Below are 25301 nucleotides of genomic sequence, written 5' to 3'. Positions count from 1 at the left end.
CATGTCCGGGGCCCGACGGCTTAAATGCCGCCCGGGGCCCTGTCAAATCCCGATGGGGGGCGCGGGCCCCTTGACTTCCCCCCACCGGATGGCGTCCAAAAACGCCATGGCACCCTACCATGTTCCAGACCCTGCTTCGGCCGATACTTTAGAACCATTCCAAGATGGTTCAGCCGAGCAACCGTTGCCCCCCAGCCTCGCAGCGGCCGCCATCCATGTGCTGACCACGGCGGCGCCAACGGAAAAGGTGCGGCTGACCCGGCTCTATGCGGCGGCCTGGCGCGGCGGATCACTGCCGGATCGTCCCGGCCCCATCCCACCCGACCGGCCGGCGCGGCCGGAGCGGCCGGAACTGAAGCTGCCCCGCGACATGCCCAAGCGGCGCAAGGCCGGCAGCGTGGCGGGCCGCGTGGCCCTGCTGCACGCCCTGGCCCATATCGAGCTGAACGCCATCGACCTCGCCTGGGACATCGTCGCCCGCTTCACCACCTTCCCCGATGGCAGGCCGGCCCCCCGCGCCTTCAAGGACGACTGGGTGACGGTGGCGGATGAGGAAGCCAAGCACCACGGGCTGCTGGCCGGCCGTCTGGCCACGCTGGGCGCGGCGTACGGCGACCTGCCGGCGCACGACGGGCTATGGCAGGCCAGCGAGGTCACGGCCCACGACCTGGCCGCCCGCCTGGCCCTGGTGCCCATGGTGCTGGAGGCGCGCGGCCTGGACGTGACGCCCATGATGATCGCCAACCTGAAGAAGGTGGGGGACGAGGACAGCGCCGCCGTACTGCAGATCATCCATGATGAGGAGATCGGTCACGTCGCCGCCGGCCGCCGCTGGTTCGGCGTCATCGCTGCCGCCGCAGGGGAGGAGCCAGCGGAGCATTGGCGTGCCCTGGTACGCCAGTATTTCAAGGGCGACATCAAGCGACCCTTCAACGACGCCAGCCGCATCCGCGCCGACTTCCCGCCCGACTGGTACGAGCCGCTGGCGCCCCCGGAAACCATCCTGACCGGCGGGGCATCCCCGGACTGAACACCCCGTTACCATTCGGTAACAAACTCATCTTGGGCGGTGCCCATCGCCCTTGCTACCATCCGCGCCATCCGGCTGGGCCTATGCCCGGTTCCCGCCTTCCGCTGGTCGCCAGCCCCATCACGGTATCAAAACCCCCATGACCGCTTCCTCCTCCCGTGAGACCATGACCCGCCGTACCCTGCTGCGCCGCGGCCTGATGGCCGGTACCGCCCTCGTGGCCCTGACGGCCGCCCCCGGGCTGATCGCCCAACCCGCTGCCGCCGCGGAGCCGTCGGAGACGGAGAAGGCGCTGAACGCGTTCTTCGAGGATTGCTGGAACGAGGATCTGGCCCGCGACCCGCAGCAGCGCACCGTGCTGGGCCTGCCGGGCCCGCACGACAAATGGACCATTCCCGACGACGCCCACCTGCTGGAAAGCTTCCACCTGGCCGAACAGCGGTTGAAGACCCTGAAGGGCTTCAAGGTGTCGGAGCTGTCGCCCGGCGCCCAGGTCAGCGCCCGGCTGTTCGAGAATGAGCTGCAGCAGACCATCACCCAATATCCCTGGCGCAACCACAGCTATGTCATCAGCCAGCTGACTGGCCCCCACACCGACATCGCCAGCTTCCTGATCACCTACCACGCCGTCGGCAGCGCGCAGGACGCGGAGGACTATGTGGCCCGCCTGGTGGGCATCGCCCCGCTGATGGACGCCTACATCGGCCGCATCGGCAAGCAGGCCGACATGGGCGTCCTGCCCCCGGCCTTCGCCTTCAAATCCATCCTGGAAGCGGCGCGCAACGTCATCACCGGCAAGCCGTTCACGAACGGCGCCACCGAAAGCAGCCCCCTGCTGGCCGACTTCACGGAAAAGGTGACGGCGCTAAAGCTGGCCGACGCCGAGCAGGCCCGCCTGATCACCGCCGCGGAAAAGGCCCTGACCGGCCAGGTCCAGGCCTCGTTCCAGAAGCTGATCAGCACCGTGTCGGCGCTGGAGACCAAGGCCACCACCAGCAACGGCGTCTGGGCCCTGCCGGATGGGGAACGCTTCTACCGCTCACAAGTACAGCTGATGACCACCCTGCCCCTGGACCCGGCGGCCGTGCACGCCCAGGGCCTGAAGGAGGTGGCGGCGCTGCAGGACGAGATGCGCGCCATCATGGCCAAGGTGGGCTTCAAGGGCGAACTGCGCGCCTTCTTCGATTACCTGCGCACCGACAAGCGCTTCTTCGATCCGGCCACGCCGGAGGGCCGCGCCACCTTGCTGAAGCGCGCCACCGACATCATCGACAGGATGCGCTCGGACCTGGACCGGTTCTTCCTGACCAAGCCCAAGGCCCCCATCGTGGTCAAGGCGGTGGAGCCCTTCCGCGAAAAGGCCACGGCCAGCGCCTTTTATGAGCCCGCCTCGCCCGACGGGTCGCGGCCCGGCGTGTTCTACACCAACCTGTACGACATGTCGGTCAACCCCATCCCCATGCTGGAAAGCCTGGCCTATCACGAGGGCATTCCCGGCCATCACATGCAGATCGCCATCGCGCAGGAGATGGCCAACCTGCCCACCTTCCGCCGCTTCATCTGGAATAGCGCCTATGGCGAGGGCTGGGCCCTGTACGCCGAGCGCTTCCCCAAGGAATATGGCTATTACCAGGACCCCTACTCCGACGCCGGCCGCATCGCCTCCGAACTGTTCCGCGCCGCCCGCCTGGTGCTGGACACCGGCATCCATCTGAAGCGGTGGACGCGGGAACAGGCCATCGCCTACATGAACGACAACACGGCCAACCCCGAGCACGACAACATCACCGAGATCGAGCGCTACTTCGTCTGGCCGGGCCAGGCGCTGGCCTACAAGATCGGTATGAACAAGATCCTGGAACTGCGCGAGGCCGCCAAAGCCAAGCTGGGCACCAAGTTCGACATCCGCGCCTTCCACGACACGGTGCTGACCTCGGGCTCGGTCAACCTGCCGGTGCTGGAGGCGCTGGTGCAGGATTGGGTGAAGCGTACCGCCTGAGATGGATTTCAGTTGCCCCGGATTTGGGACGGCCATGCCAGATAGCCCGCCGTCCCCGCCATATCGGGTATGCGTCATATTATCACACAAACTGATGGTACGTGGCGCCGGGTCGTTGCACGGTGCCGCGTATCAGGCGTAAGGGTGGCCCAACCAAACGTGGCGCCCAATCCGACGAGAGCTTTGGCAGTTCACGGCATGCGTGGGGGCGGCATCCCGATCCGGGGCCGCCCCTTCGTGTTCTGGCCCTGGCCGCTTTCGTGCCCTACAGGCAAGGGTTGGAAACCGGCGGCCGGGGCACCGACAGCGCCGCCGCCAATTCCGCCCGCAACTTGTCCAGCGAGGCGGATCGCAGACCGCCCAGCATGCGTTGGGCGTCGCCACCACCACATATCTTGGCCTGGGCCTCCGGTCCCCGCAAGGCGGCAGCGTCCCGCTGCTTTTTCAGCCGCGCCTCTTCCGTTGCCTTCAAGGCGTCCTTGGTGATGGGCGTCAAGCTGTTGGCGACCACGAAATCGTCGATCTGGTCCAGGCCCTCATCCATGAAGCGGCGCAGCGCGTCATCCCCGTCCTGGCGGCAGGTATCCAGACCCTCGCGCAAGGCGACATAGATTCCCCGCAGGCACAGCACGGCACCGTGGCCGCTGCGATCCTCCATCACCGTCTGCGGCTTGCTGCTGCCATCCCGCCATTGGCGGGCGACGACACCGCCGGCATAGGTGATTTCCCGCGTCTCGTTTCCCCTGGCATCCCGCCCCAGGCGCACCGTGGCACCGGCGGGAACCGGAACATCCCCCCAATCATCGGACGGCGCCGTCCCCGCCTGTGCGATCGTCGACAGGCCGACACCCAACAGTATGGTCAACATCAGAGCGCGCACGGTTTCCTCTCCACCCCAAGACGAAAGACTTCTTCGCCCGCGCCTGATTTGTGTCGGTAAGATGGTGGCCCCATCCGGCCCTGCCGCGTCATTTTGTGTCGTGTGTTGTATCGTGTGCCCGGAGGCCCCGCCCAAGATGGATGCCATGCCTGAGATCCCGACACTCAAGACCGCACGCCTGCTGCTGCGCCCTTGGCTGCCGACCGACCGTGACGCCTTCGCCGCCCTGGCGGACGATCCCCGGGTGATGGAATTCCTCATCCCCCTGGACCGCGCCGGCAGCGACGCCCTGGTCGATCGCGTACAAGCACACTTCGTCCAGCATGGCTTCGGCTATTGGGCGGTGGAGGTGCCGGGGATGGCATCCTTCATCGGCTTCGTCGGGCTGGGCACCGTGGGGTTCGAGGCCGCCTTCACCCCGGCGGTGGAGATCGGCTGGCGGCTGGCCAGCGCGCATTGGGGGCGGGGTTATGCTACCGAGGCGGCGCGGGCGGTGATGCACGCGGCCTTCACCCGCTTTGACCTGCCAGAGGTGGTGGCCCTGACCGTGCCGGCCAACCGCCGGTCCCGCGCCGTCATGGAACGGCTGGACATGACCCACGACCCGGCGGAGGATTTCGACCATCCCCGCCTGGCCGAGGGCCACCCCCTGCGCCGCCACGTGCTGTACCGCAAACGCCGCCCTTGAACCGCCGGCTGGGCGGCCGGCCGGCAACAAGACCTGGACGCGCCGCCGCAGCCGGCGTAAGCGCTATCCGCCCGCCACAGCACAGCGGCATCGGGCGCCTTGGAGGGAATGGGATGGATCAGCGGACGCTTGCTGCCTACGACACCGCCGCAGAGGCCTACGCCGAGGACTGGCACAGCCAGCCGGCGCCATCGGACCTGCACGACCTGATCCGCCGGCACTTTACGCCCGGCCAGCCCACGGTCGACATCGGCTGCGGCAGCGGGCGGGAGGTCGCGTGGCTGGCGGCCAACGGCTATCCGGCCGTGGGCTATGACGCCTCCGAAGGCTTGCTGGCGCAGGCGCGGGCCCGCTATCCAGGCCTGGACTTTCGCGTGGCCACGCTGCCCGACTTGGCCGGGCTGCCCGACCACGGCTATGCCAACGTGCTGTGCGAAACGGTGATCATGCACCTGGGCGCCGGCTTGGTCGCGCCCGCCGTCCGTCGCCTGGCCAGCCTGGTACGTCCGGGCGGCACCCTTTATCTCAGCTGGCGGGTGACCCGGGGCGCCGATGCGCGCGACGGCGCCGGGCGCCTCTATGCCGCCTTCGACAACCGCCTGGTGCGGGAGGCGCTGGCCGGTGCGTCGCTGCTGCTGGATGAGGAGGCCATCAGCGCCTCCTCCGGCAAGACCATCCACCGCCTGATCGCGCGGTTCTGAAAAGGGCTCCTTTGAAAATGATAAGGGCCGGTGGATCGCTCCGCCGGCCCTTTATTACGTTATCAAAACAACATAGGCGGACTGCGGCTTACGCCTCCGCCTCGTCGGCCTGCCCCTTGATGCGGTGGGCCAGGGCGGCCTGCAGGAACTCATCGATGTCGCCATCCAGAACGGCGCCGCTCTGGCTGGTTTCGACACCGGTGCGCAGGTCCTTCACCATCTGGTAGGGCTGCAGGACGTAGGAGCGGATCTGATGGCCCCAGCCGATCTCCGTCTTCTGCGCCTCCAGGTTGGCGGCGGCCTCCTCACGCTTGCGCAGCTCCATCTCATAGATGCGGGCGCGCAGCATGTCCCAGGCCTTGGACCGGTTCTTGTGCTGGCTGCGTTCCTGCTGGCAGGCGACCACGATGCCGGTGGGCATGTGGGTCAGGCGCACGGCCGAGTCCGTCTTGTTCACGTGCTGGCCGCCCGCGCCGGAGGCACGGTAGGTATCGACGCGCACGTCCTTCTCGTTGATCTCCACCACGATCTTGTCGTCGATGACAGGGGTGACGGAGACGCTGGAGAAGCTGGTGTGCCGGCGGGCCTGGCTGTCGAAGGGGCTGATGCGCACCAGGCGGTGCACGCCCGATTCCGTCTTCAGCCAGCCATAGGCGTTGTGGCCCTTGATCTGGATGGTGGACGACTTGATGCCGGCCTCTTCACCGTTGGTCTCGTCCAGCAGTTCGACCTTGAACTTATGCTGTTCGGCCCAGCGGGTGTACATGCGCAGCAGCATCAGGGCCCAGTCCTGGGCCTCCGTCCCGCCGGCGCCGGCGTTCACTTCCAGATAGCAGTCGTTGGCGTCGGCCTCACCCGACAGCAGGCTTTCCAGCTCCAGGGCCGCGGCGCGCTTCTGCAGGGCGATCAGGCCCTGCTCGGCGTCGGCGACGATCTCCTGGTCGCCTTCCAGCTCACCCATCTCGATCAGCTCGATGCCGTCGTTCAGGTCGCGCTCCAGCGCGCGATAGCCTTCGATGGCGGTCTCAAGCTGGGTCTTTTCCCGCATGATCTTCTGCGCACGGTCGGAATCGTCCCACAGCTTGGGGTCTTCCGACAGGGCGTTCAGTTCGTCGTAGCGGCGGAGGGCATTCTCCCAGTCAAAGATGCCTCCTTAGCAGCGTCAAGGACTGTCGCACAGCCTCGACGACCGCCTCGATCTCGGCCCGCATCGCGGTCCTCCTCGTCTCGGGTCATAAAATGGTCTTGTAACGGACCGCTTAGATAACCGCTTGGACGCCCGATTAAAACCCTGCATTTCGATGGAGGGCCTTGCGACGCCCGCCCCCCCTGGTCACGTGCAAAAAGGGTCACGTGCAAAAAGGGTCACGTGACAAAAAAGGGCGCCCCCGAGGGGACGCCCTTCAAGGTCCGGGTCAACAAGGTGGGGGTCGTCAGCCGACCATGGCCAGCGAGGCCTCGTTGATCCGGCGGGTCAAGGCGTTGGCGCCATTGGTGGCGTCGGCGATCTTGGTCAGGCTTTCGCTGATGCTGGAGACGCCGTCGGCGGCGGTCTGCATGTTGCACGAGATGTCGCGGGCCACCGCGTTCTGTTCCTCCACCGCCGCCGCCATAGCGCCGGAGATGGCGCTGATGCGGTTGATGATGCCGCCGATGCCCTGGATGGCGCTCGCCGATTCCGTGGTGGCCAGCTGCACCGTGCTGATCTGCTCGGCGATCTCGCCCGTGGCCTTGGCCGTCTGGTTGGCCAGGGCCTTGACCTCGCTGGCGACGACGGCGAAGCCTTTGCCGGCCTCACCGGCGCGCGCCGCCTCGATGGTGGCGTTCAGAGCCAGCAGATTGGTCTGGCTGGCGATGTCGCTGATCAGCTTCACCACCTCGCCGATGCGCTGGGCGGCGCTCAGCAGGCCGGAGACGGAGGCGTTGGTCCGGTCCGTCTGATGCACCGCGTCCTCGGAAATCTTGGAGGCTTCCGCCATCTGGCGGCTGATCTCCTCGATCGAGGCCACCAGCTCGGTGGCGCCGCCGGCGATGGCCTGCACGTTGCCCGAGGCGATCAAGGCGGCGTTGGAGGCGTGGCTGACCTGCTCATCGGTCACGGTCATGGCGACGGCCAGGCCGTTCAGGTCCTGGGAAATCACCTTCTGCGTGGCGGCGCGGCGGTCGCGCGCCTCGACCTGCTCGGTGATGTCGGTGGCGAACTTGACCACCTTGTAGGGCTTGCCGCTGATGTCGAAGATGGGATTGTAGGTTGCCTGGATCCACACGGCGCGGCCGCCCTTGCCCAGGCGCTTGTATTCGGCCGACTGGAACTCGCCCCGGGCCAGCGCCGCCCAGAAGCGGCGGTACTCGTCACTGGCCTTGCAGGCCGGGTCCACGAACATGCTGTGGTGCTGACCCTGGATCTCCGCCAGGCTGTAGCCCAAGGCGTTCAGGAAATTCTCGTTGGCCGTCAGGATGGTGCCGTCCATCTTGAACTCGATGACGGCTTGGCTCTTGTGGATGGCCTTCAACTGGCCGCACAGGTCGTCGTTCCGCGACCGGCGCTCGGTGATGTCGGTCGCCAGCTTGATGACCTTCACCGGCTTGCCGGTGATGCCGAACACCGGGGTGTAGGTCGCCTGCAGCCAGACCTCCCGGCCGCCCTTGGCCACGCGCTTGTATTCGGCGGTCTGGAATTCACCGCGGGCTAGGCTGGCCCAGAAGTTCCGGTAGTCGTCGCTGTTTCTGTAGACCTCGTCCACGAACATGCTGTGGTGCCGGCCCTGGATCTCCGCCAGGGTATAACCCATGGTCTTCTGGAAGTTTTCGTTGGCCGTCAGGATGGTGCCATCGAGTTTAAATTCAATGATGGACTGGGAGCGGTTGACAGCATCCAGAATGGACTTCAGATCAGAGCCCGCACCCTGTGAAAACAACCCGTTCATCATGATCGACCCCGATCTTCTGATTATTGCGCGTGGTCAGGATTACCCGACCGGACATGCAAAAAATTAGGGCCGTATCCTTAAGTTTCCCTTAAATGCACAGACTACAAATACCTTGGTTAACGGTTTAAATTCAGGCACTTAGCATGTCATTCACATGCCATTTATTACTAACCTGAAGGATTGGATCACCTTACAGTTGAACTCATTTTACTGCTAACGATCCGCATCAAAAACGGCTGGGCCGCCCCACGCGTGGTGGGACGGCCCGGCCTTTCGACAACCAATAGAATGATGCGCGCATCAGAAGCGGTAGCCCACGCCAAAGCCGACCAGCCAGGGGTTGATGTCAACGTCCGCCTTGATGGGCGTGCCCAGGCCGGCGTTCACCGTGGCCGTGGTGTTGAGCATCAGCTTCTTCAGGTCCAGGTTCAGGGACCAGTGGTCGTCCAGTTTGTAATCGACGCCGGCCTGGAAGGCGTAGCCGAAGGTGTTGTCATACTTCAGGCCCAGGGCATCGCCCTTGTCGACGCCGTAGAACAGCGTGTAGTTCACACCGACGCCAATATAGGGGCTGATCTTCTCATGCGGCATGAAGTGGTACTGGAAGGTCAGCGTCGGCGGCAGCAGCCAGACATTGCCCAGGTCCACCTTGCCCAGCGGCGTGCCCGACGCCTTCACATTGTGCGGCGTGGTGCCGGCGATCAATTCCGCGGCAATGCTGTCGGTGAAGAAGTAGCTGAAGTCCACTTCCGGCACGATGGCCGTGCTGATGTCGGTGTGGCCGGGAATACCGGCGCCCCCCAGCGACAGGGAGCTACCGACGTCCGGCGCCACCACAAGGGCGCGACCGCGGATTAGAAAATCACCAGCGTCGGAGGCATGAGCCGCCGGGGCCACACCGTAAATCCCGGCCAAGAGCGCAGCGGCAGCCACCGTGACGGACAAGAACTTCATCACTTACCCCTCCTTGAACAGTGCGGCCGGCGAATGTTCCACCACCTTGGCGCCGCACTTATTTTTCAATGAGAGGAGTTTTATTGGAGTTCTGGCCGCCTATCCCTGACCTGTATCAATCAGCATCTTCCAGCGACGCAATACGGACCGGCGGAAAGGCCATGACTGGATCATCGCCTGCCCCGGCAACCAGGGCCGCCGCGATGGCGTCCAGGTCGGCGCCATCCAGCCGCATCAGCCCCACGGGCAGGCTGAACCCCCAGCCCATGGCCGCCAGCGCCCCGTCCAGCACGGCGGCCAGCGGCACCGGCCGCGACGGTAGATAGGCGACCGGCACGCAGGCCCACGCCCGGCCGGCGGCGTCATGCTCGACATACGTCCCACCGGGCAGGACGTGGCCCACCGCCAGGAAACAGGAGCCACCCGAGGCGTCAGGGGCAAAGCAGGCCACACGCTGCCCCGCCGCCACGCGGCGCAGCACGCCGTCGTGGCGGACCGGCAGGCGCACGTCCCCGGCCGCCCGGCCCCGGCCGATGGCACCGACGGAGGCCACCCACACCCACCCCGGCATACCGGTGGCCAGGGGCATGGCAGGCGGCAGGCAGCGGGAAGCGGGGGCGGTTTCGGGGGTCATGGCGGCGCTCCATCGACGGATAGATCTGCATCCTAGCGCCGCCCCCTGACAGATCCTGTCAGCAGCATCGCCACCCTCGCCAAACCATTCGGCAGGCGATAGGGTCCCTGCCTTTCGCATACGCTCGACACGCGCCTGGCTCGATACGCGCCTAGGAGGACAGCATGCTTTTCCGGATCCTGTTGCTGGCCGGTGTGACCGCCGGCGCCGCCTTCCCCGCCTGGGCCCCCGCCTGGGCCCATGATTGCCAGCCCTACCAGCCGGAGCCCGTGACCCTGATGGGGGAGATCACCCTGCAGCACGGCACCCGCAGCGGCGCCAAGGGCGTCACCCATGAGGACTATTACGTGCTGACCTTGCCGCAGATGATCTGCGTGACGGGCGGCACGGCGGAAACGGATGAGGACGTGGAGTCAATCGACGCCCTTCAGTTGAAGCTGCCCCAGGGCGTCAAGCCCCCGCTGGGCCGCCGGGTGGCCGTGACCGGCACCCTGTTCCACCGCCTGGCCGATGGCCATACCGACGTGCTGCTGACCTATGACAGCATGAAGCCGGCGCCTTAAGGGGCCTCCGGGTCCATGGCGTCCATCTCCGCCTTCCAGTCGGCCAGCAGGGCGTGGCGGCGGCGGGGATAGCGGTCGGCCTCCACCGTCACCTCGACGATGCGGTCGGTGCGGAAGTGGCGGAAGGCCTGCCGCGTCTCGCACCACGCCGCCACCATGCGGATGCGCTCCATGAAGGCCAGGGCGAAGGGCCAGATGGTGCGGTCGCTGGCCCGCCCTTGCCCGTCGGTGTAGGCGATGCGCAGCTTGCGCTCCGTCCGGATGGCGCGGCGGATTTCCGTCAGGTCGCGCGGTTCCGTCACGCTGGGCTTCAGCGACACCGGCACCAGGCCGCTGTCCTCCGCCAGGGCCTTCAGGTCGGCCGGCAGCACGGCCGTGATCTTGGCGGTGGCGTTCTGCGCCGCCAGGCCCAGGGGGCCGTCGCCCCGCTGCGCCACCCAGCGCAGGCCCAGCACCAGGGCCTCGATCTCATCATCGCCGAACATCAGGGGCGGCAGCATGAAACCGGGGCGCAGGACATAGCCCAGGCCGGCCTCCCCCTCCACCGGCACGCCCTGAGCCGCCAAGGTGGCGATGTCGCGATAGACGGTGCGGATGGAAATCCCCAGCTCCCCCGCCAGGTCGGCGGCCGTCACCGGCCGGCGATGGCGGCGCAGGGCCTGGATGAGGTCGAGCAGGCGGGCGGAACGGGACAAGGCGGCGGGTCCGGATGAATCAAGGTCACCGCCAGGATAGCCCGCGCGCCGTCAGGCCGTCTGCACCAACCCGTCCGTCACCACCGGGAAATTGACGGAGTTGGCGATGAAGCAGAAATGATGCGCCTTGTCGTGCAGCGCCTGGGCCAGCGCCGCATCGCCACCGGCGGCGATGGTCACCGTCGGGCGCAGGGTGACCTGGGTGAAGTGGCCGTTGCCGTCCGCCGTCTCCACCATCATGCCCTCCGCCTGGTCCTGGTAGGCGGTGACGACCAGCCCGGCCTCGGCCGCCAGGTGCAGGTACCACAGTTTGTGGCAGGTGGAGAGGGAGGCGACCAGTATCTCCTCCGGATTGTAGCGGGTGGCGTCGCCCAGGAAGGCGGGGTCGGAGGAGCCGGGGATGATCGGCTTACCCGCCGCCTGGATCTCATGGTCGCGAGTGTAGGCGCGATAGTTGGCCGTGCCCTGCCCCTTGTTCCCGGTCCAGGTGACGGTGACGCGGTAGGTGTGTTGCTTGCCGGCCATGATGTCGCTCCCTTTGGCTGATGGTTGTTGCCGGCATTGGAGGGGAGCCACTCTTGTTGCGCCAGGGGGAACCACCGCAGAACGGACATGCGCTCTGACCCTGGGCGGTGTACGATTTCGGACAGTATTGTGGGGGACTTCGCACCGATGACACAGAAAAGCGGCCGTATCCTGATGGTGGACGACGACCAGGACATCCTGGTGGCCGCCCGCCTGCTGCTGAAGCGGGAAGGCATCCTGGTCCATACCGAGAGCCAGCCGGATCGCATCCCGCAGCTGTTGAAGGATGAGGTGTTCGACGCCGTCCTCCTGGACATGAACTTCGCCATCGGCGCCAACACGGGACGCGAAGGCTTCCAGTGGCTGAAGCGGGTGCTGGAGATCGACCCCACCCTGTCCGTCATCCTGATGACCGCCTATGGCGACGTGGGCACGGCGGTGGAGGCGATGAAGCAGGGCGCCTGCGATTTCGTGCTGAAGCCCTGGTCCAATGAGCGGCTGGTGGCGACCCTGATGAGCGCCATGACCCTGACCGCCTCCCGGCGCGAGGCGGCCCAGCTGGGCGCCCGCAACAAGGAGCTGGCGGCAGCCTTGGACCAGCCGGGGCAAACGCTCATCGGCAGCAGCCCGGCCATGGCCCGGGTGCTGACCCTGGTGGACCGCGCCGCCCCCACCGACGCCAACGTCCTGATCCTGGGCGAGAACGGCACCGGCAAGGAGGTCATCGCCCGCGAAATCCACCGCCGGTCCCGCCGGGCCGACCAGGTGTTCGTGGCCGTGGACCTGGGCGCCATTGCCGAGAACCTGTTCGAGAGCGAGCTGTTCGGCCACAAGAAGGGCGCCTTCACCGACGCCAAGGAGGATCGCGTGGGCCGGCTGGTGGCGGCCAACGGCGGCACCCTGTTCCTGGATGAGATCGGCAACCTGCCCCTGTACCAGCAGAGCAAGCTCTTGTCGGTGCTGGAACAGCGGGTGGTCATCCCCGTGGGCGGCAACCGGCCCATCCCCATCGACGTGCGCCTGATTTCCGCTACCAACATGCCGGTGGAACAGCTGGAAAGCCCGGACACCTTCCGCCAGGATCTGCTGTACCGCATCAACACGGTGGAGCTGCGCCTGCCCCCCTTGCGCGACCGGGCGGACGACATCCCGGCACTGGTCACGCATTTCATGGGACTGTACGCCCGCAAATACGCCATCCCGCCGCGCCGCCTGTCCGCCGACGCGCTGGCGCGGCTGAAGGCCTATCACTGGCCGGGCAACGTCCGCGCCCTGCGCCACGCGGTGGAGCGTGCCATGATCCTGGGCGCCGGCGATGTGCTGGAGGCGGAGGATTTCTCCCTGCCGTCCGCCCCCGGCGGCGCCCCCCGGCCGGCGGCACCGCCACCCACGACCTTGGCGCCGGTGGGTGATGACGGCCTGACCTTAGGCACCTTGGATCTGGAGACGGTGGAGGCGCAGGTGATCCGCCGGGCGCTGGACAAGCACCAGGGCAACATCAGCCACGCCGCCAATGAGCTGGGCATCACCCGCACCTCCCTCTACCGCCGGATGGAGAAGCATGGTCTTTAAGTCGTCGTTCAGCACGGCGCTGACCCTGCGGGTGACCCTGCTGTGCCTCAGCTGCGTGGCCCTGGGCCTGCTGCTGCAGGCCACCGACTACCACGCCACCGAGGCGCTGGTGCTGTTCCTGATCGCCTTCCAGATCGGCGGCGTGGTGCGGGTGGTGAACACCACCAACCGCGAGCTGGCGCGCTTCCTGAACGCCCTCAGCCATTCGGACTTCACCCAGAGCTTCAGCTATCGCGCCATGGGTCCCAGCTTCCAGGAACTGGGCCACGCCTTCGCCGGGGTGTTCGACAAGTTCCGCGACGCCCGCGCCGACGCCGAGCGCAAGGCCGATTACCTGAACGTGCTGGTGGAGCATGTGCCCGTGGCCCTGGCGGAGGTGCATCCCGACGGCCGCGTCAACCTGCTGAACAACGTGGCCCGCCGCCTGATTGGCCATGACGACCTGAACCGCCGCCTGGTGGACGGCGGCACCCTGGATTCGGCGCTGCGCGTGCTGGAACCGGGGAAGAGCGCCCTGCTGAAGGTGGCGGGCGGCATCACGCCCCTGCACCTGACGGTGCGCGCCACCCAGCTGACCCTGGCCGAAGGGCCGCGCCTGCTGATCAGCCTGCAGAACATCGGCGGGGAGCTGGAGGCGACGGAGGTCAAGGCCTGGTCGGACCTGGTGCGGGTGCTGACGCATGAGATGATGAACTCGCTGACGCCCGTCTCCTCCCTGGCGGGCACGGCGCAGTCACTGCTGGCCGACCTGCGCACCCAGCTGGAGACCATCCCCGGCCTGCCGCCCGCCGTGCTGCTGGACGCGGCCGACGCGGGCGAGGCCATGGACACCGTCACCCGCCGCGCCGGCGGCCTGCTGCGCTTCGTCGAGCGTTACCGCCGCTTCACCCAGATGCCCCGGCCGAAGGTGGAACGGCTGAAGGTGCGGGAGTTGTTTGGCCGGGTGGAGCGGCTGATGGGTCCGGCGATGGCGGAGCATGGCGTGGCGCTGGAGGTGGTGGTGCTGCCGCCCTCGCTGGAAATCAGCGCCGACCCCGACCTGATCGACCAGGTGCTGATCAACCTGGTGAAGAACGCGGTGGAGGCGCTTGACGAGTGGAAGGCCGGCGGCACGGCGACCCGCGCCCCCGCCATCACCCTGGCGGGGCACCTGGACGTGACCGGCCACCTGAACCTGCTGGTGCGGGACAACGGCCCCGGCATCCCGCCCGATGTGGCCGACAAGATCTTCGTGCCCTTCTACACCACCAAGCGCGAGGGCAGCGGCATCGGCCTGCCGCTTGCCCGCCAGATCATGCTGGCCCACGGCGGCACCATCGCCGCGTCGCCCGTGGAAGGTGGCGGCACGGTGTTTACTCTGCGGTTTTAACCCCGCCCCAAAGCCGCCAGCCGGTGTGCGTGAGCAGATAGCGCACCCCAACCAGCGCCGCGACCAAGCCGGAAGCGGCCCCCAGGCCCAGGGACCAGCGCGGGCCGGCCACGTCGGCCACCCAGCCGACGACGGGGGCGCCCAACGGTGTGCCCCCGACCGCGATGGCCAGCAGCAGGGCCACCACCCGGCCGCGCATGGCGCTGTCGGTGGAGAGCTGCACCAGGCTGTTGGTGGAGGTGGTGAAGGTCTGCGCCGCCACGCCGACGACCACCAGCAGGATGCCGAACGCCCAGGTGGTGGGCATGACCGCCGCCAGGGCACATCCCACGCCGAACAGCAGCGCGGCACCCGTCAGCAGGGACACGGTGGGCGTGGCGCGCCTGGCCGCCAGCAGGGCGCCGGCGACGGAGCCGATGGCCATGGTGGAGCTGAGCACGCCGTACTCGTCCGCGCCGGCGCGGAAGACGTGCACCGACATGGTGGAGATGAAGATGGGGAAGTTCAGGCCGAAAGTGCCGATGAGGAACAGCATCAGCAGCACGGCCTGCAAATCCGGCCGGCCCCAGACATAGCGGAAGCCCTCGACGAAGCTGCCCCGGCTGCGCGCCGCCCGCACGCGCGGATGGAAATCCGCCACCCGCAGCAGGCATAGCGAGCCGATGACGGCGACGAAGGAGGCGGCATTGATCAGGAACACCCAGCCGGTACCCACCGCCGCGATCAGCACGCCCGCCACCGCCGGCCCGATCATGCGCGCCGCGTTGAAGGAGGTGGAGTTGAGCGCCACGGCGTTGGCCAGGTCCGCCTCGCCCACCAGCTCACCGATGAAGGTCTGGCGGGCGGGCGCGTCGAAGGCGGCGACACAGCCCAGCAGGAAGGCGAAGATGTAGACGTGCCACAATTGCACCAGGCCCAGCACGGTCAGCAGGCCCAGGCCCAGCGCCAGCAGGGCGGAGGCGGCCTGGGTGCACAACAGCAGGCGCCGCCGGTCGAAATAGTCGGCGGCGAAGCCGCTGAAGGGCAGCAGCAGGGCCAGGGGCCCGAATTGCAGGCCCATGACGATGCCGACGGCGGAGGCGCCGTTGACATGCGCCAGTTCCGTCAGCACTAGCCAGTCCTGCGCCGTACGCTGCATCCAGGTGCCGACGTTGGACACGATGGCGCCCAGGAACCACAGGCGGAAATTGCGGTTGGCCAGGGAGCGGAACGTGCCGGTGGCGGCGGAAGCGATGGGCGCCGTCATGAGGCCCCGTCCAGCAGGGCCAGGATCTCGGCCGTGGTGCCGGTCTCGCCCAGACGGGGAAAGATGCGCGTGACGCTATGGTCATGGGTTTCGGCGTCGCGGTCGGCCATGGCATCGACGGCCAGCGTGACGTTGTAGCCCAGCGCATGCGCCTCGCGCGCCGTGGATTCCACGCCGATGCTGGTGGCGACGCCGGCCACCACCACCTGGGTCACGCCCCGGTCCTTGAGGTAGGCGTCCAGGTCGGTATGGGGAAAGGCGCCCCAGGTGCGTTTCCCCACGCGGTGGTCCCCCGCCTGGGCATCCAGTTCAGGGACCAGCTCGGCCCAGTCCGGCGGCAGGTCGCGCGGGCCGCGCCTCTGCTCCGTCCGGCCCGGGGGGCCGCCGGCCACGGTGACCAGCACCACCGGCAAGCCCTTGCGGCGAAAGGCGGCGGCCAGATCGGCGGCGTTGCGCAGAACCCCGCCCAGGGGCGGCAGGCCCGGCATGGCCAGCAGGCCTTTCTGCAGGTCGATGACGATCAGGGCGGTGCGGGCATCCACGGTGGTGACGGCCATGGCCGGTCTCCTTGAAGGTTGGGAATGTCAGTCGGTGACCAGACGCTTCAGAAGGTCGACCGCGCGTCCCAGTTCCGCCCGCTCCGTCGCCGTCAGGCGGGCGCGCATGGCGCGGAACAGCCAGTCCTCATGCAGGGCGCGGCCTGCCCGCACCCGCTCGCGGCAGGCCGGGGTCAGGTCCCATAAGGTCTGGCGGCCATCGGCGGGATCGGCGCTGCCCATCACCAGGCCTACCGCCTCCAGCGCCGCGACGGTGGCGCCCATGGACTGAGAGCGCACGCCCTCCGCCTTGGCCAGGGCCGTCACCGTGGCCGGCCCGCCGTCCAGCCGGCGCAGCACGGCGATTTGCGAGGGCGTCAGGTCGCCGACGTTGGCCTGCTCACGCAACTTGCGCCGCAGCTGGCCCATGACCACGCGCAGCTCCACCGCCGTCGCCATGGTGGCCGATGTGTCGGGGTCGCCCGCGTCGGGCCTCTCCAGGGGGTCGTTCATGCCCCGGTTTTAGCAGGTATGAAGATAAACTACAAAGTCTTCCTTCATATATTGGCGACACAGCGGTGATGGCTGCGCGGGGACCTATACCCGACACCACTTTACTGCGCCGCGCTGTTTGGTCGTTCCCTCAATAGGTGTGTCGCGATAGATTTACCGCTCTCAGGCGGGGCCTTGCGGTTCGGGAGGGCATGGTGCGCAGGATATTTTTGGTGACGGCGTTGCTGGCGCTGCTGGGTGCCGGGTTGCACATGATGACGGCTCCGGCGGACGCGCAGACGGCGGCGCCGGTGACCGTGACCGAGACGCCCGTCACCGTCGCGCCGGCTCCGGACGCGCCTCCCGGCGTCGTTCCCCGGACCATGATCCATGTCGACGACGGCCCCGAAGCGGCGGCGGCCATGGCCAAGGCGGCTCGCGACGCCAGCCTGGCGCTGGCGTGGAAGTCCTTGCCGCAAAGCCAGAAGACCCTGGCGGTGGGCAGCGTGCTGGTGCTGGTGGCGGTCACCGCCGCCCTGCTGTACCTCGCCATGTCCACCGACATGCTGCGCGACAACACGCCGTCCACCTTCGCCGGCGTCACCAGCGCCACGGGCAAGCCGCTGCGCCGCGCCTTCAGCCTGGCGCAAAGCCAGATGGCTTGGTGGTTCGTCATCGTGCTGGCGGCCTACCTCTACCTGTTCCTGGTGACGGGGGAACTGGACACCCTGACGGGCCAGGCGCTGTGCCTGATGGGTCTCGGCACCGGCACCGCCATGGGGGCGGCGATGGTGGAGCAGAACAAGACCAACCCCATCCTGGCGGCCTACCAGGCCGTGCTGGCGCAGATGGCGGACCCGGCCACGCCGCCGGCCGACCTGCCCACCCTGACCGCCACCCGCGACACGCTGGCCCGCCAACTGGCGTCCCGCGATTTCGTCCACGACATCCTGACCGACGCCAACGGCATCAGCCTGCACCGCTTCCAGACGGCGGTGTGGACGGTGGTCATCGGGGTGTTGTTCCTGATCGAGACGGTGGTCCACCGCAAGATGCCGGACCTGGACCCCTATAGCCTGGGCGTGCTGGGCATCAGCGCCGGCACCTATCTGGGCTTCAAGATCCCGGAACAGCCCAATTGAGGGTGGGCACGCGCGTCCTTTCCCCTGCCGAGCGCCTGGACTGGCTGCGCCTGACGCGCACGGAGTCGGTGGGGCCCGTCACCTTTCATCGCCTGATGGAGCGCTTCGGCGCCCCGGCGGCGGCCCTGGAAGCCCTGCCCGACCTGGCCCGGCGCGGCGGGCGCGACCGTCCCCTGAGCATCGCGCCGCGCGCCGCCGCCGAACGGGAGTTGGCGGCGCTGGACCGCATGGGCGCCCGCCTGCTGTGCTGGTGTGAACCCGATTATCCCGCCCAGCTGGCCGCCATCGAGGACGCGCCGCCCGTCCTCACCGTGCTAGGCGACCCTGCCCGCCTCAGCCGCCCGGCCGTCGCCGTGGTGGGGGCCCGCAACGCCTCCCTCACCGGGCGCAAGCTGGCGGCCATGATTTCCCGGGACCTGGCGGAGGCCGGAATCTCCGTCGTTTCCGGCCTGGCGCGGGGCATCGACACGGCGGCGCATGAGGCGGCGCTGCACCGCTGCACCGTCGCGGCGCTGGCCGGTGGCGTGGACGTCATCTACCCGCCGGAAAACGCGGAGCTGCACCGGCGCATCGCCGATCAGGGCGCCCTGGTAGCCGAATCGCCGCCGGGGACGGAGCCGCAGGCCCGCCATTTCCCCCGGCGCAACCGCTTGATCTCCGGTCTGTCGCGCGGCGTGCTGGTGGTGGAGGCGGCGCTGAAGTCCGGGTCGCTTATCACCGCCCGGCTGGCGCTGGAACAGGGCCGCGACCTCTTCGCCGTACCGGGGTCGCCGCTGGACCCGCGCGCCCAGGGCTGCAACCGCCTGCTGAAGGACGGCGCGGTCTTGGTGGAGACGGCGGACGACATCCTGGCCTATCTGGGCCCCCAGGGTTTGGCCACGTTCAATGCCCCGCCTGCGGGCGGCGGGCCCGTCCCGCCCCCCGTCGATCCGGGGGAAAAGGAGATCGAGGCGGCCCGTCCCCGGGTCACCCTGTGCTTAAGCCCCACCCCGGTACACATTGACGAAATTGTCCGGGACTGCCAATTGTCTGCGGCGGTGGTGCTGACCATCCTGCTGGAACTGGAGCTGGCGGGCCGTCTGCATCGCCACCCCGGGGGCCGCGTGAGCCTGGCGTGACGCTGGACGGCGCCGCCCCGGGATCAAGGTTTTCGGAAAGCATCGCCACCTATTGCAGTGCGGGGTCCCCTTGTCGGGCAGCAACGTCCTCATCGTCGAATCGCCGGCCAAGGCGAAGACCATCAACAAGTACCTGGGCGATGATTTCACCGTTCTCGCCAGCTACGGCCATGTGCGCGACCTGCCGGCCCGCGACGGTTCGGTGAAGCCGGAAGAGGATTTCTCCATGGAGTGGGAGCTGGGCGACCGCTCCAAACGCCATATCGACGAGATCACCCGCGCCGCCAAGGGCGCCACCCGCATCTACCTCGCCACCGACCCGGATCGCGAGGGGGAGGCCATTGCCTGGCACGTCAAGCAGCTGCTGGATGAGAAGCGCATCACCGGCAAGGTGGACGTGAAGCGCGTCACCTTCAACGAAATCACCAAGAGCGCGGTGCTGGACGCCATCGCCCATCCGCGCGACGTGCACCAGGAACTGGTCGACGCCTACCTGGCCCGCCGCGCCCTGGACTACCTGGTGGGTTTCACCCTGTCGCCGGTGCTGTGGCGCAAGCTGCCGGGCTCGCGCTCCGCCGGCCGTGTGCAGTCCGTGGCCCTGCGCCTGATCTGCGAGCGTGAGTCGGAGATCGAGGCCTTCCGCCCGCAGGAATACTGGACCATCGAGGCGGAGTTCCGCACGCCGGCGGGGGCGCCCTTCACCGCCCGTCTGGTGGGCCTGAACGGCAAGAAGCTGGACAAGTTCACCCTGGGCAACAAGGGCGACGCCGATGCGGCCCTGGCCACCATCCGCCCGCTGTCCTTCATGGTGCGGTCGGTGGAACGGCGCCAGGTGCGCCGCAACCCCTTCCCGCCCTTCACCACCTCCACCCTGCAGCAGGAGGCCAGCCGCAAGCTGGGCTTCGGCGCCACCAAGACCATGCGCATCGCCCAGAAGCTGTATGAGGGCGTGGACATCGGCGGCGAGACGGTGGGCCTGATCACCTATATGCGTACCGACGGCGTGCAGCTGTCGAACGAGGCCATCGACGGCGCCCGCCGCCTGATCTCCTCCGCCTTCGGCAACGAGTACCTGCCCAACGCCCCGCGCGTGTACAAGTCCAGCGCCAAGAACGCGCAGGAAGCGCACGAGGCCATCCGCCCCACCGACATGTTCCGCCGGCCGGACCAGATGGGCCGCTTCCTGGACAAGGATGAGCAGCGCCTGTACGAGCTGGTGTGGAAGCGCACCATCGCCTGCCAGATGGCCAGCGCCGAGCTGGACCAGGTCTCGGTCGACATCGCGTCGCCCAAGGCCGAGGCGCAGTTCCGCGCCACCGGCTCCATCGTCACCTTCGACGGCTTCCTGAAGGTCTATCAGGAAGACCGCGACGACGCCGGCGATGACGAGGACAAGGACACCCGCCTGCCGGCCATGAAGGATGGCGACGACCTGGCCAAGGGCGAGGTCAAGTCCGACCAGCACTTCACCCAGCCGCCGCCGCGCTACACCGAGGCCAGCCTGGTGAAAAAGATGGAGGAGCTGGGCATCGGCCGGCCGTCCACCTACGCCAGCATCCTGCAGGTGCTGCAGGACCGGAACTACGTCCGCCTGGAGAAGCGCCGGTTCGAGCCGGAGGACCGCGGCCGCCTGGTCACGACCTTCCTGGAGAACTTCTTCAACCGGTATGTCGAATACGGCTTCACCGCCGACCTGGAAACCAAGCTGGACGACATTTCCGGCGGCCGCATCGACTGGAAGACGGTGCTGCGCGAGTTCTGGCAGGCCTTCTCCACCGCGGTGGAGGGGACCAAGGACCTGACCATCACCCAGGTGCTGGACGCCCTGGACGAGGCGCTGGGCCCGCACTTCTTCCCCACGCCGGCCGAGGGCGGGCGCGACCCGCGCGTCTGCCCCGTCTGCGGCGAGGGCCGGCTGTCGCTGAAGTTGGGCAAGAACGGCGCCTTCATCGGCTGTTCCAACTACCCGGACTGCAAGTACACCCGCCCCCTGAGCGTCGAGGGGGGCGAGGAGGGCAACGCCGACCGCGAACTGGGCACCGACCCGGAAACGGGCTACCCCGTGTCCATGAAGCGGGGCCCCTACGGCGTCTATGTCCAGACGGGTGCGCCGGACGAGCCCAAGCCCAAGCGCGTGTCGCTGCCGCGCGCCATGAACCCGCAGGATGTGGACCTGGACATCGCCCTGCGCCTGCTGGCCCTGCCGCGCAGCCTGGGCCCGCATCCGGAGACGGGGCAGGAGATCACGGCCGGCATCGGCCGCTTCGGCCCCTATCTGAAGCATGGCGACGCCTACAAGAACCTGACGCCGGACGACGACGTGCTGACCATCGGCCTGAACCGGGCCGTGGTGCTGCTGGCCGGCGTGGCCGCACGCAAGACGGTGGCGGGCCGTGAGCTGGGCAACCATCCCAAGGACGGCAAACCCATCACCCTGGGCAGCGGCCGCTTCGGCCCCTACGTCAAGCACCTGAAGCTGTTCGCCAGCATCCCCAAGGCCATCAACGCCGACACCATCACCCTGGAACAGGCGGTGGAGCTGTTGGCGGCCAAGGCGGCCAAGGACAGCGGCAAGAAGCCGGCGGCGGCAGCCGACGGCGAGGAGAAGCCGAAGAAGACGGCGGCCAAGAAGGCACCGGCGAAGGCGGCGACCACCAAGGCGGCGGCTGAGAAGAAGGCCGCCACGCCGAAGAAGACCACCACGACCGCGAAGAAACCCGCGGTGAAGAAGACGGCGGCGGGCGACTGAGCCCGTCACCTCGGTTCAAGGATTGATCATGCCGAAGCGTCCGGAGGGCCCCCGGCGGGCTTTGCCCAGGCCGGTGCCGGCCCGCCGTGCGGCCGACGCCCCCTTCCCCACCAGGGAAGAGATCATGGACTATATCCAGTCCAGCCCCGTGCCCGTGGGCAAGCGGGAGATCGCGCGCGCCTTCAACATTACCGGCGACGGCCGCATCGTCCTGAAGGAGCTGCTGAAGGAACTGGAGGGCGAGGGCAGCATCGAGAAGGGCGAGGGCCGGCGCGTCGCCGTGCCGGCGGCCCTGCCCGAGGTTGCGGTGCTGATCGTCAGCGAAGTGACACCGGATGGCGAGGTGCTGGCCCGGCCCACCAGTTGGGCGCATGAGGCGCCGCCGCCCCGCATCTACATGGCCGCCGAGAAGCGCGGCCATCCGGCATTGGCGGTGGGCGACCGCGTGCTGGCCCGCCTGTCGCGGCAACCCCAGGCCGGCGGCGGGGAAGACGTCTATGAAGGCCGCACCATGCGCAAGCTGGACAGCGGCACGGCCACCCGCATCGTCGGCATCTATGAGCGCGCCCGCGACGGCGGCCGGCTGAAGCCGGTGGACCGCCGCGCCAAGGCGGAATTCGCCGTGGCCGACGCCAACGCCGAGGGGGCACAGCCGGGCGAGCTGGTGGTGGCCGAACTGCTGCCCGCGTCCCGCCTGGGCCTGAAACAGGTGCGGGTGGTGGAGCGGCTGGGCAGCATCGAGGAGCCGCGCGCCGTCAGCCTGATCGCCATCGCCCAGCACGCCATCCCCACCCAGTTCGCCAAGGCGGCCATCGAGGAGGCGGAGGCCGCCCCCGAACCGACGGTGGAGGGGCGCACCGACCTGCGCGACGTCCCCCTGGTGACCATCGATGGCGAGGACGCGCGCGACTTCGACGACGCCGTGTTCGCGGAGCCTGACACCGACCCCAACAATCCGGGCGGCTGGCATCTGCTGGTGGCCATCGCCGACGTCAGCTTCTACGTCCGGCCCGGCATGGCGCTGGACCGCAACGCCTTCGACCGGGGCAACAGCGTCTATTTCCCCGATCGCGTCGTGCCCATGCTGCCCGAGGCGCTGTCGAATGAGCTTTGCTCCCTGAAGCCCGAGGTCAACCGCGCCTGCCTGGCGGTCCACATGTGGATTGACGCGCAAGGGCGGCTGAAGCGCCATCGCTTCGTGCGCGGCCTCATGCGCTCCGTCGCGCGCCTGACCTACACCCAGGTGCAGAAGGCCCGCGACGGCGAACCGGATGACCTGACCGGCCCGCTGATGGAGCGGGTGATCACCCCGCTGTACGGCGCCTTCGCCGTGCTGCAGAAGGCCCGCGACGCGCGTGGCACGCTGGAACTGGATCTGCCGGAACGGCTGGTGAAGCTGGACGAGGCCGGCACCATCCAGAGCATCGGCGTGCGCCCCCGCCTGGACAGCCACCGCCTGGTGGAGGAATTCATGATCGCCGCCAACGTGGCGGCGGCGGAGGCCCTGGAGGCCAAGCACAGCCCCTGCATGTACCGCGTGCACGCCGAACCCGCGCGCGACAAGCTGGAGGCCCTGCGCCAGTTCCTGGGCTCCCTGGGCTACACCCTGGCCAAGGGCCAGGTGATGAAGCCCATCCTGTTCACCCGCATCCTGAACAAGGCGGCGGAGACGCCGGAGGCGGACCTGGTGAACACCGTCATCCTGCGCAGCCAATCCCAGGCGCTGTACCAGCCGGAGAACATCGGCCATTTCGGCCTGGCCCTGCCGCGCTACGCCCACTTCACCTCCCCCATCCGCCGCTACGCCGACCTGGTGGTGCACCGCGCCCTGGTGAAGGCCTACGGCCTGGGGCCGGGCGGGTTGGATGAGGAGGAAGCGGGCCGCCTCGTGCAGGTGGGGGAGCATATCTCCGTCACCGAACGCCGCGCCGCCACGGCCGAGCGCGACGCCCTGGACCGCTATGTCGCGGCCTATCTGTCGGACAGGGTGGGCGGCACCTTCACCGGCCGCATCGGCGGTGTCACCCGCTTCGGCCTGTTCGTCACCCTGGACGAGACGGGGGCCGACGGGCTGGTGCCCATCTCCACCCTGCCGGACGACTTCTATGACCATGACGAGGCCAACCACCAGCTGGTGGGCCGCCGCTGGGGCCGCACCTACCGCCTGGGCACGATCGTCAAGGTGCGCCTGGTGGAGGCCGACCGCATCTCCGGCAGCATGGTGTTCGCCCTGCTGGGCGAGGACACGGACGACGCCCCCTGGCTGGCTGGCGGCAAATCTGATGGCAAAGGTGGCCGCGCCCGCCTGACCAAAAAGACCGCCACCAAGGCCCGCGTCAAGCGGGCGCCGCTCAAGGATAAGTGAATGCCTCAATTCATCGGCGGCGTCGCCCTGGTCGTGCGCGACTATGACGAGGCCAAGGCCTGGTACCGCGACGTCCTGGGCTTCGACGCCGTGGAGGACACGGACCTGGGCGGGGGCAAGCGCTGGGTGGTCATGGCGCCGCCCGGCTCAGCTGAAACGCGGCTGCTGCTGGCCAAGGCGGCGGGGCCGGAGCAGGAGGCCGCCATCGGCAACCAGGCCGGCGGCCGCGTCTTCCTGTTCCTGCGCACCGACGATTTCTGGCGCGACTACCATCGCATGAAGGCGGCCGGCGTCACCTTCTGCGAGGAACCCCGGGTTGAAGCCTATGGCACCGTGGTGGTGTTCCAGGACCTCTACGGCACCCGTTGGGATCTGCTGCAGCTCAACGCCTGATGTCCCCGGCTCACAATTCGGGGAAATCACAACAAGTGTAGATAGCAGGGCTGTACCCTGTGAAACGCGTCTGGACCATGGCCCGGGCCATACCCATCATCTAGGCCATGACGACCGACCCCGTCCCCCCTGTTGACCCGCATCCGAGGGCAGTCCGCGAGGCCAGCGTCGCCGAGATGGAGGACACCATGACGGACACGCACGAGGAAATCATCGCTCCGCCCAAGGGCATGGCCGGCACGGCCATGATGCGCGGCATCCGCCGCTGCTGCCCCAACTGCGGCGCCCACACCCTGTTCGCGGGCTATACCAAGGTGGCGCCGGTCTGCACCAACTGCGGCCTGGAATTGGGTAAATTCCGCGCCGACGACGCGCCGCCCTACTTTACCATCTTCGTCGTCGGTCATATCGTGGTCGGCGCCGCCTTGGCGGTCGAACAGAATTTCCACCCCGCCCTATGGGTCCACGCGGCCCTGTGGGGTCCGTTGACCGTGGGCCTGTCGCTGGCCTTGCTGCCCCTGTTCAAGGGGGCCGTGATCGGCGTGCAGTGGGCCATGGGCATCCGCGGCTAGGGGAACAACAAACCGGGAGGCGCCGTGGCCCAGGCCACATGCCGGGCACACCGCGCCCGCTCCACCCATATTAGGCCCGCCCATACCAGGCCAGCCCACGTCAGGCCTGACCGCATCCGCCGGGGCGCCGCGCTGGCCCGGACGCTGG

At 68.2% G+C, this 25301-nt stretch carries 23 protein-coding genes; 13 read left to right on the top strand and 10 right to left on the bottom strand.

What is annotated here, in order from left to right:
* The first annotated feature begins 184 nt into the window (after nucleotides 1–184).
* Together P5F91_RS23600 and P5F91_RS23595 are read left to right on the top strand one after the other, a co-directional pair.
* Nucleotides 185–1030 carry a ferritin-like domain-containing protein gene (locus tag P5F91_RS23600; RefSeq protein WP_277908433.1) on the top strand — a complete coding sequence of 282 codons (846 nt, stop codon included), beginning with the start codon at nucleotides 185–187 and terminating at the stop codon, nucleotides 1028–1030.
* Between the two features lie 139 nt (nucleotides 1031–1169).
* Nucleotides 1170–3029, top strand: a complete 1860-nt coding sequence (locus P5F91_RS23595) for a DUF885 domain-containing protein (RefSeq protein WP_277908432.1) — start codon at nucleotides 1170–1172, stop codon at nucleotides 3027–3029.
* 265 nt (nucleotides 3030–3294) lie between these two features.
* Here P5F91_RS23595 and P5F91_RS23590 read toward each other — a convergent pair whose 3' ends face one another.
* Nucleotides 3295–3897 (bottom strand): hypothetical protein, encoded by a 603-nt coding sequence (locus P5F91_RS23590; RefSeq protein WP_277908431.1) that lies wholly within the window; start codon nucleotides 3895–3897, stop codon nucleotides 3295–3297.
* Between the two features lie 157 nt (nucleotides 3898–4054).
* Here P5F91_RS23590 and P5F91_RS23585 point away from each other — a divergent pair, with 157 nt between their 5' ends.
* Both P5F91_RS23585 and P5F91_RS23580 read left to right on the top strand, forming a co-directional pair.
* Nucleotides 4055–4597, top strand: coding sequence for a GNAT family N-acetyltransferase (locus tag P5F91_RS23585; protein WP_277908430.1), 543 nt, complete (start codon nucleotides 4055–4057; stop codon nucleotides 4595–4597).
* Between the two features lie 113 nt (nucleotides 4598–4710).
* Entirely contained in the window at nucleotides 4711–5298 is a 588-nt protein-coding gene (locus P5F91_RS23580) for a class I SAM-dependent methyltransferase (protein WP_277908428.1), read from the top strand.
* 88 nt (nucleotides 5299–5386) lie between these two features.
* On the opposite strand, the gene prfB is transcribed toward P5F91_RS23580, so the two are convergent.
* From prfB to P5F91_RS23560, 4 genes are all read right to left on the bottom strand, one after another.
* Nucleotides 5387–6509, bottom strand: a protein-coding gene (prfB, locus tag P5F91_RS23575) for a peptide chain release factor 2 (protein WP_277908427.1) whose coding sequence is annotated in 2 segments (ribosomal slippage) — nucleotides 5387–6439 and nucleotides 6441–6509 — 1122 coding nt in all. Because the reading frame shifts where the segments join, the coding sequence is not laid out codon by codon here.
* Between the two features lie 222 nt (nucleotides 6510–6731).
* Nucleotides 6732–8228 (bottom strand): methyl-accepting chemotaxis protein, encoded by a 1497-nt coding sequence (locus tag P5F91_RS23570; RefSeq protein ID WP_277908425.1) that lies wholly within the window; start codon nucleotides 8226–8228, stop codon nucleotides 6732–6734.
* 300 nt (nucleotides 8229–8528) lie between these two features.
* Nucleotides 8529–9182 carry an OmpW/AlkL family protein gene (locus tag P5F91_RS23565; protein ID WP_145608279.1) on the bottom strand — a complete coding sequence of 218 codons (654 nt, stop codon included), beginning with the start codon at nucleotides 9180–9182 and terminating at the stop codon, nucleotides 8529–8531.
* Nucleotides 9183–9297: 115 nt separating this feature from the next.
* Nucleotides 9298–9816 carry a hypothetical protein gene (locus P5F91_RS23560; RefSeq protein WP_277908424.1) on the bottom strand — a complete coding sequence of 173 codons (519 nt, stop codon included), beginning with the start codon at nucleotides 9814–9816 and terminating at the stop codon, nucleotides 9298–9300.
* A 164-nt stretch (nucleotides 9817–9980) separates the two neighbouring features.
* Here P5F91_RS23560 and P5F91_RS23555 point away from each other — a divergent pair, with 164 nt between their 5' ends.
* Nucleotides 9981–10379, top strand: coding sequence for a hypothetical protein (locus P5F91_RS23555; RefSeq protein ID WP_277908423.1), 399 nt, complete (start codon nucleotides 9981–9983; stop codon nucleotides 10377–10379).
* On the opposite strand, the gene P5F91_RS23550 is transcribed toward P5F91_RS23555, so the two are convergent.
* Nucleotides 10376–11074 (bottom strand): helix-turn-helix transcriptional regulator, encoded by a 699-nt coding sequence (locus tag P5F91_RS23550; protein ID WP_145608285.1) that lies wholly within the window; start codon nucleotides 11072–11074, stop codon nucleotides 10376–10378. The two genes, P5F91_RS23555 and P5F91_RS23550, sit on opposite strands and share 4 nt — an antisense overlap.
* A 51-nt stretch (nucleotides 11075–11125) precedes the next feature.
* A complete protein-coding gene (locus P5F91_RS23545; RefSeq protein ID WP_145608287.1) occupies nucleotides 11126–11599 on the bottom strand; it encodes an OsmC family protein in 474 nt (157 codons plus the stop codon).
* Between the two features lie 147 nt (nucleotides 11600–11746).
* On the opposite strand from P5F91_RS23545, the gene P5F91_RS23540 reads away from it, so the two are divergent.
* Both P5F91_RS23540 and P5F91_RS23535 read left to right on the top strand, forming a co-directional pair.
* Nucleotides 11747–13171 carry a sigma-54-dependent transcriptional regulator gene (locus tag P5F91_RS23540; protein ID WP_145608289.1) on the top strand — a complete coding sequence of 475 codons (1425 nt, stop codon included), beginning with the start codon at nucleotides 11747–11749 and terminating at the stop codon, nucleotides 13169–13171.
* Nucleotides 13161–14540 carry a sensor histidine kinase gene (locus P5F91_RS23535; protein ID WP_277908422.1) on the top strand — a complete coding sequence of 460 codons (1380 nt, stop codon included), beginning with the start codon at nucleotides 13161–13163 and terminating at the stop codon, nucleotides 14538–14540. Before P5F91_RS23540 ends, P5F91_RS23535 begins: the two co-directional genes overlap by 11 nt.
* Here P5F91_RS23535 and P5F91_RS23530 read toward each other — a convergent pair.
* The 3 genes from P5F91_RS23530 to P5F91_RS23520 are packed head-to-tail and all read right to left on the bottom strand — an operon-like array spanning nucleotide 14524 to nucleotide 16835.
* Nucleotides 14524–15786, bottom strand: coding sequence for an MFS transporter (locus P5F91_RS23530; RefSeq protein ID WP_277908421.1), 1263 nt, complete (start codon nucleotides 15784–15786; stop codon nucleotides 14524–14526). The two genes, P5F91_RS23535 and P5F91_RS23530, sit on opposite strands and share 17 nt — an antisense overlap.
* Entirely contained in the window at nucleotides 15783–16343 is a 561-nt protein-coding gene (locus tag P5F91_RS23525) for a cysteine hydrolase family protein (RefSeq protein ID WP_277908420.1), read from the bottom strand. Before P5F91_RS23525 ends, P5F91_RS23530 begins: the two co-directional genes overlap by 4 nt.
* 27 nt (nucleotides 16344–16370) lie before the next feature.
* Nucleotides 16371–16835 (bottom strand): MarR family winged helix-turn-helix transcriptional regulator, encoded by a 465-nt coding sequence (locus P5F91_RS23520; RefSeq protein WP_277908419.1) that lies wholly within the window; start codon nucleotides 16833–16835, stop codon nucleotides 16371–16373.
* Between the two features lie 212 nt (nucleotides 16836–17047).
* On the opposite strand from P5F91_RS23520, the gene P5F91_RS23515 reads away from it, so the two are divergent.
* From P5F91_RS23515 to P5F91_RS23490, 6 genes are all read left to right on the top strand, one after another.
* Entirely contained in the window at nucleotides 17048–17956 is a 909-nt protein-coding gene (locus P5F91_RS23515; protein WP_277908418.1) for a hypothetical protein, read from the top strand.
* Between the two features lie 2 nt (nucleotides 17957–17958).
* Entirely contained in the window at nucleotides 17959–19074 is a 1116-nt protein-coding gene (gene dprA, locus P5F91_RS23510) for a DNA-processing protein DprA (protein ID WP_338424092.1), read from the top strand.
* 70 nt (nucleotides 19075–19144) lie between these two features.
* Entirely contained in the window at nucleotides 19145–21823 is a 2679-nt protein-coding gene (topA, locus tag P5F91_RS23505; protein ID WP_277908416.1) for a type I DNA topoisomerase, read from the top strand.
* A gap of 28 nt (nucleotides 21824–21851) precedes the next feature.
* Complete coding sequence (gene rnr, locus P5F91_RS23500; protein ID WP_277908415.1) at nucleotides 21852–24188, top strand: ribonuclease R; 2337 nt, start codon at nucleotides 21852–21854, stop codon at nucleotides 24186–24188.
* Nucleotides 24189–24581 carry a VOC family protein gene (locus P5F91_RS23495; protein ID WP_145608301.1) on the top strand — a complete coding sequence of 131 codons (393 nt, stop codon included), beginning with the start codon at nucleotides 24189–24191 and terminating at the stop codon, nucleotides 24579–24581. It abuts the gene before it with no gap.
* A gap of 188 nt (nucleotides 24582–24769) precedes the next feature.
* On the top strand, nucleotides 24770–25153 hold the full coding sequence (locus P5F91_RS23490; RefSeq protein ID WP_246134169.1) for a DUF983 domain-containing protein: 384 nt from the start codon (nucleotides 24770–24772) through the stop codon (nucleotides 25151–25153).
* Nucleotides 25154–25301 lie beyond the last annotated feature (148 nt).

The organism is Nitrospirillum amazonense, assembly GCF_029594735.1.
Lineage (GTDB): Bacteria > Pseudomonadota > Alphaproteobacteria > Azospirillales > Azospirillaceae > Nitrospirillum > Nitrospirillum amazonense.
Note: the sequence above shows the minus strand (reverse complement) of the source record. Positions and strands in the feature narration are given on the sequence as shown.

Bases quoted from the DNA above. Each gene is read 5' to 3' on its own strand.
- P5F91_RS23595 (WP_277908432.1), top strand. From the start codon at position 1,170: ATGACCGCTTCCTCCTCCCGTGAGACCATGACCCGCCGTACCCTGCTG.
- P5F91_RS23590 (WP_277908431.1), bottom strand. From the start codon at position 3,897: ATGTTGACCATACTGTTGGGTGTCGGCCTGTCGACGATCGCACAGGCG.
- P5F91_RS23585 (WP_277908430.1), top strand. From the start codon at position 4,055: ATGCCTGAGATCCCGACACTCAAGACCGCACGCCTGCTGCTGCGCCCT.
- P5F91_RS23580 (WP_277908428.1), top strand. From the start codon at position 4,711: ATGGATCAGCGGACGCTTGCTGCCTACGACACCGCCGCAGAGGCCTAC.
- P5F91_RS23570 (WP_277908425.1), bottom strand. From the start codon at position 8,228: ATGATGAACGGGTTGTTTTCACAGGGTGCGGGCTCTGATCTGAAGTCC.
- P5F91_RS23565 (WP_145608279.1), bottom strand. From the start codon at position 9,182: ATGAAGTTCTTGTCCGTCACGGTGGCTGCCGCTGCGCTCTTGGCCGGG.
- P5F91_RS23560 (WP_277908424.1), bottom strand. From the start codon at position 9,816: ATGACCCCCGAAACCGCCCCCGCTTCCCGCTGCCTGCCGCCTGCCATG.
- P5F91_RS23555 (WP_277908423.1), top strand. From the start codon at position 9,981: ATGCTTTTCCGGATCCTGTTGCTGGCCGGTGTGACCGCCGGCGCCGCC.
- P5F91_RS23545 (WP_145608287.1), bottom strand. From the start codon at position 11,599: ATGGCCGGCAAGCAACACACCTACCGCGTCACCGTCACCTGGACCGGG.
- P5F91_RS23540 (WP_145608289.1), top strand. From the start codon at position 11,747: ATGACACAGAAAAGCGGCCGTATCCTGATGGTGGACGACGACCAGGAC.
- P5F91_RS23535 (WP_277908422.1), top strand. From the start codon at position 13,161: ATGGTCTTTAAGTCGTCGTTCAGCACGGCGCTGACCCTGCGGGTGACC.
- P5F91_RS23530 (WP_277908421.1), bottom strand. From the start codon at position 15,786: ATGACGGCGCCCATCGCTTCCGCCGCCACCGGCACGTTCCGCTCCCTG.
- P5F91_RS23525 (WP_277908420.1), bottom strand. From the start codon at position 16,343: ATGGCCGTCACCACCGTGGATGCCCGCACCGCCCTGATCGTCATCGAC.
- P5F91_RS23520 (WP_277908419.1), bottom strand. From the start codon at position 16,835: ATGAACGACCCCCTGGAGAGGCCCGACGCGGGCGACCCCGACACATCG.
- rnr (WP_277908415.1), top strand. From the start codon at position 21,852: ATGCCGAAGCGTCCGGAGGGCCCCCGGCGGGCTTTGCCCAGGCCGGTG.
- P5F91_RS23495 (WP_145608301.1), top strand. From the start codon at position 24,189: ATGCCTCAATTCATCGGCGGCGTCGCCCTGGTCGTGCGCGACTATGAC.
- P5F91_RS23490 (WP_246134169.1), top strand. From the start codon at position 24,770: ATGACGGACACGCACGAGGAAATCATCGCTCCGCCCAAGGGCATGGCC.